This is a genomic window from Kribbella sp. (assembly GCF_035687465.1).
Lineage (GTDB): Bacteria > Actinomycetota > Actinomycetes > Propionibacteriales > Kribbellaceae > Kribbella.
This window is the reverse complement of sequence record NZ_DASRXP010000387.1, coordinates 1-4,617: the sequence shown is the minus strand read 5'-3', so window position 1 is coordinate 4,617 and position 4,617 is coordinate 1. Positions and strand designations below refer to the sequence as shown.

5 protein-coding genes are annotated in these 4,617 nt (G+C 67.0%); 1 reads left to right on the top strand and 4 read right to left on the bottom strand.

From position 1 onward, the window contains the following. From VFG33_RS20405 to VFG33_RS20390, 4 genes are all read right to left on the bottom strand, one after another. Positions 1–349: TetR/AcrR family transcriptional regulator (locus VFG33_RS20405; protein WP_524538139.1), on the bottom strand; the 349-nt coding region annotated here is incomplete at its 3' end. Between the two features lie 74 nt (positions 350–423). Then, positions 424–1,380, bottom strand: a complete 957-nt coding sequence (locus VFG33_RS20400; protein WP_325054505.1) for a tyrosine-type recombinase/integrase — start codon at positions 1,378–1,380, stop codon at positions 424–426. A gap of 597 nt (positions 1,381–1,977) precedes the next feature. Next, on the bottom strand, positions 1,978–3,123 hold the full coding sequence (locus VFG33_RS20395) for an RNA polymerase sigma factor (RefSeq protein ID WP_325054504.1): 1,146 nt from the start codon (positions 3,121–3,123) through the stop codon (positions 1,978–1,980). A 28-nt stretch (positions 3,124–3,151) separates the two neighbouring features. Further along, positions 3,152–3,559: a YciI family protein gene (locus VFG33_RS20390; RefSeq protein ID WP_325054503.1), complete on the bottom strand. Its 408-nt coding sequence runs from the start codon at positions 3,557–3,559 to the stop codon at positions 3,152–3,154. A 154-nt stretch (positions 3,560–3,713) separates the two neighbouring features. Between VFG33_RS20390 and VFG33_RS20385 the strand changes: the two genes are divergently transcribed. Continuing rightward, the coding region (locus VFG33_RS20385) for a WXG100 family type VII secretion target (RefSeq protein ID WP_325054502.1) at positions 3,714–4,617 on the top strand (904 nt) is incomplete at its 3' end.

Genomic DNA, 4,617 nt, shown 5'->3' with positions numbered 1-4,617 from the left:
TGGTCGCGGCGATCTGTGCCAGCCCTTTGCGCGCGAGCAGGATGCGCAGATAGGACTCCAGGACCGACTTGACCCGCTCGAGCGGAGCCTGGTCCGCGACCGGCGCAGCGATCTCGCCGAGCGCCTTGTCCAGCATGAGGGCGTGGAGATGCTGCAGGTTCTGTACGTAGACGTAGAGCGAGGCCGAGCCGGTGTCCAACGCTGTGGCGATCTTGCGAAGGCTCAGGTTGGCCAGGCCTCCGCCTTCGAGCAGGTCGAGCCCGGTTTGGACGATGTCCTCCCGGCTGAGGGGGGCTTTGGCCGGCCGATCGCGCCGGCTCTTCGGTATATCTGCGGTTGTTTCGGCCATGGCGGAACGATAGCAGGGATGAACGAGCACCGCTCGTTACGAGCACCGATCGTTCGAGTGATGAGCTCCCGGGCTCATGAGCCGAGTACGCCGTCGAGGGCTTGGTAGGTGCGGTTGCTCGCGACCGCGGCCCGCTGCTCCCGCCCGGTCGCCTCGATGTAGTTCTGACTCGTCGCGAGGCTGGCGTGGCCGAGCAGGGTCATGATCTCCGACGCCGTCGCGCCGTCCTCGGCCAGCCTGGTCGCGAACGTGTGCCGCAACGCGTGGAGGTTCGCGCCGACCGGGACCCGATCGTGCAGCCCGGCCCACCGGTAGCAGGACTTCACGAGGTACTCGAGCCCGCCGCGGCCGATCGGCTCGCCCGCGCGATCCAGGAGCAACGGCGTTGAGCGGCCGAACCGCTCGTGCGGGAACCGGCGACGGCAGGACTCGAGGTACGCCTCGATGATCTTCTCCATCACCGGTTGCACCGGGATCGACCTGTCACGGCTGCCCTTGCCATGGACGTGCAGCCGCATCTCGCCCGGCCGCCCGGCGAGCGAACGGGCCGTCAGCGTGCGCATCTCAGCCGACCGCAGGCCCGCGACCAGCCCGAGTGCGATCACCAGGACGTCACGCTCCGGCCAAGGATCCCGCGACTGCCGCGCCCCGCCGGCGGCCGCGGTGAGGAGCAGCTCGGGCGTATCTTCACCCCGTAGTGGCTTCGGAACCAGGGGAGGGGCCTTCGGTCGCGCGACCGCGCCCATCGGATTCCCGGCCAGCAAGCCGTCGGAAACGCAGAAGGTCAGGAACTGGTTCCAGGTCGACCACGCGCGCAGCACGGAACTCTTGGCGTGCCCGTCGGCGAAGGCTCCGAAAGCCGCGCGTAGGGCCTGAGCTGTGAGATCTTCGACGGAGAGGTCGCTGGGGGAGTCCGACAGGAGCGCGGTGATGCCCGCCAGGTCGCGGCGGTAGGCGTCGGTGGTGTGGGGGGAGTCCTTCCGTGGTCGGCGAGCGGCGAAGAACGCCTGCTGTGCTTCAAGAACCCTCATGTGGATCTTGTACAGCACGGCACCGACAGTCCTGGAAGTAGCGGTCGATAGTTGCTGTCCCCATGCAAGTAGTTACGCTCCTTGCAATCTGCAGTTTGCTGCATAATAGCGATTATGCATGACAGACCTGTCCGGAAGGGGCTATCTCCAATTGGGGGACAACGGTTCACTGTCCGCCCGGTATGACCTTTTCGCTGACGTATGCACGTCATGCCAGCTCAGGACGTTGGCTGCGGCTGTCCGCCTGCCAGGAAGCTATCGAGAGCCAGTCGGCGGCCCAGCAAGGTCAGCATCGACGTTCTCCGCGACCCGTTTTACCCAGGCTTATTCGTCACTGTGACGTTTTATGGCGGGAACGTCGGGTCGTGAGTGGCAACAAGTGTTAGAACACTCGTAGCCACTCACGACCCACCGCGGCAGCCGAGCGGCGATGCCATGAACGACGCGTTCGTGTCACTCAACGCCCTTAACGCGTCGTTCATGGCATCGCTGCGAACAACCTGGCGGATCGGCGGGTTCTGGGCCCCTCCTGGGCTGATATTCCCAGGTCGACGTAACGCCGATAAGCTACATTATGTTAAGTAGTCCGCAGCGACCTCACCCCCGCGGCGCGTGATTGATCCGCGCTGCCTGTCGGGTGAGGTGGTCACGTTCGGCGAGGTTCGGCGCCGACCGAGCTGCCTCGGCGTACAACCGTGCCGCGGTCGGCAGGTCGCCCGCCTTCTCGTGGAGGTACGCCGAGGCGGCGGAGTGTCGAGGCAGACCAGGGTCCACGGTGGCCAAGGCCGCGAGGCCCGACCCAGCACCATCGGCCTCGCCGATCGCGACGGCCCGGTTGAGCTGCACGACCGGGCTGCCGGTGAGCCGGAGCAACTCGTCGTACCAGTCGACGATCTGCACCCAGTCGGTCTCTTCGGCGCGGGGCGCGTCGGCGTGCAGGGCGGCGATTGCGGCCTGCGCTTGGAACTCCCCCAGCCGATCACGACCCAGCGCTGTCTGCAGGATCTCGACGCCCTCGGCGATGAGCCGGGTGTTCCAGCGGGAACGGTCCTGCTCGTTCAAGGGAACGAGGCTGCCGTCGCGCCGGGTCCGCGCCGGGCGTCGAGCGTGGTGCAGCAGCATCAACGCCAGCAGTCCCGCGGTCTCCTCGTCCTCGGTCATCGACGCCAGCTCCCGGGTGAGCCGGATCGCCTCGGCCGCCAGGTCGACGTCGCCGGTGTAGCCCTCGTTGAAGACCAGGTAGAGCACGCGCAGCACGGTCGCCAGGTCGCCTGGCTCCTCGAACCGCACGGCACCGACCGTGCGTTTGGCCCGGCTGATCCGCTGCGCCATCGTCGCCTCCGGCACGAGGTAGGCCTGGGCGATCTGCCGGGTGGTCAGGCCGCCGACGGCGCGCAGCGTGAGGGCCACCGCGGAGGCCGGCGTCAGCGACGGATGGGCGCACAGGAAGAAGAGCTGCAACGTGTCGTCCGCGGCTTCGGCCGGTCCTGGCGGTGGCTCGGCCTCGGCCCGCTGCTCCCGGTCGCGACGGGAGGCCTCGGAGCGGTGGGCGTCGAGGAACTTGCGCCAGGCGACCGTGACCAGCCAGCCCTTCGGGTCGGCGGGCCGCCGGTCCGGCCAGGTCAGCGCGGCCTGGATGAGTGCCTCCTGCACGGCGTCCTCGGCCGTCGCGAAGTCGACTCCGCGATGTACGAGGACGCCGATCACGGCGGGAGTCAGCTGCCGCAGCAGCGGTTCGTCCATCACCTGATTCTGCCCTGGCCGGTCCGGGTCACTCCGTGACCGTCGGCGGTGCGGTCAGGAACGGGCGCAGCTCGAGCCACTCGTGGATCGGCTTGCCGCCGGCTCCGGGGGCTGCCGACAGCTCGCCGGCGAGCGTGAGCGCGCGCTCGTAGGTGTCGACGTCGATCACCATCCAGCCGGCGATGAGGTCCTTGGTCTCGGCGAAGGGCCCGTCGGTAACCGGCGGGCGGCCCTCCCCGTCGTACCGGACGAATGTGCCCTCGGGCGAGAGTGCCTGGCCGTCGACGTACTCACCGGTGCCCTCGAGGCGGGAGGCGAAGTCGCCCATGTACTGCATGTGGTCCGCGATCTCCCCCGGGGTCCACTGGTCCATCGGGACGTTGTTGACGGCATCCGGGGCGCCGCGGTAGTGCTTGAGAAGCAGGTACTTCGCCATGGTGGGTCTCCTTGGTGTGGTGCGGCCATGGTGGCCGCGTCTGCCCCTGGGACGGAGCCGCCGGGCCGGTCTCGACATCCTCGGCCAAATTCTTTTCGAGCACATTTTGGCGCGCTGTTACGCTCCGCGAACAAGATCGGCTACCGCGCGGGGGTTGAGTGATTTGGGTTTCCAGGCGTCACCGGGTCTCATCCGGCAGTTCGGCGGCATCCTCGACAAGCAGGAAAAGCACTCCGAGGTGGCCTCGACCTACGTCAACGACAATCTCGGCATCTCCGACCGTGACGACGGGCTGATCGCGGAGTTCCTCACCTCGCACGACGCGTTGCAGTCGCAGGTGAAGACCGCGATCCAGCAGTTGACGGCGGTGTGCAAGGAAGACGCGCTTTCGTTGCGGGAAGCCGCGAAGTACTACGAGACGACCGACCAGGCCGAGGCCGAGCGCTTCGACAACGCCTATCCCGGGAAAGACGCGCCGACTGTCCCCACCTTCGTCGGCCCGTTCATCCTCCAGGAAACGATGGTTCCGGAAGGGCGTCTCTCGCCGCCGAAGGAACCGGACGAGTTCCAGGATCCGATGGCCGTGGTGAACGCGCTCAGCAACTTCTTCAGCCCCGGTTACTGGACCCAGGAGATCCTCGACGTCCTCATCCATGTGCGCCCCGCCGACAAGGTCAGTGAGTGGATCGCGGGTGACTGGACGGCGTTCGCCAAGTGCGGCAGCGCGTTCAACTCACTGGGGTTCTTCTGCAGCGACATCGGCGTCAACGTCAAGGACAATCACCAGCTGCTTCTCCGGGCATGGAGTGGCAAGGCCGCCAACGCGTCTTTCGAGTACTTTCAGCGCCTGAGCGGCTCCCTGGAGGAACACAAGCAGGCGTTCGAGAAGCTACGGGACAACTATCACAAGGTAGCTCTGGCCGTGTGGGAGTTCTCCGAGGTCGCGGGCAACCTGGTCCAGACCATCTACGACGAGGTGTTCTGGATCGTCGCGGAGCTCGTGGCCGGCGGGGTCATGGCCGAAACGGTCATCGCTCCCGCCATCCTGTGGTCGGTCG

What these genes read in the sequence shown, in the direction of transcription:
- VFG33_RS20390 (WP_325054503.1), bottom strand. Translation starts at nt 3,559, where the DNA reads ATGGCGAAGTACCTGCTTCTCAAGCACTACCGCGGCGCCCCGGATGCC.
- VFG33_RS20395 (WP_325054504.1), bottom strand. Translation starts at nt 3,123, where the DNA reads ATGGACGAACCGCTGCTGCGGCAGCTGACTCCCGCCGTGATCGGCGTC.
- VFG33_RS20400 (WP_325054505.1), bottom strand. Translation starts at nt 1,380, where the DNA reads ATGAGGGTTCTTGAAGCACAGCAGGCGTTCTTCGCCGCTCGCCGACCA.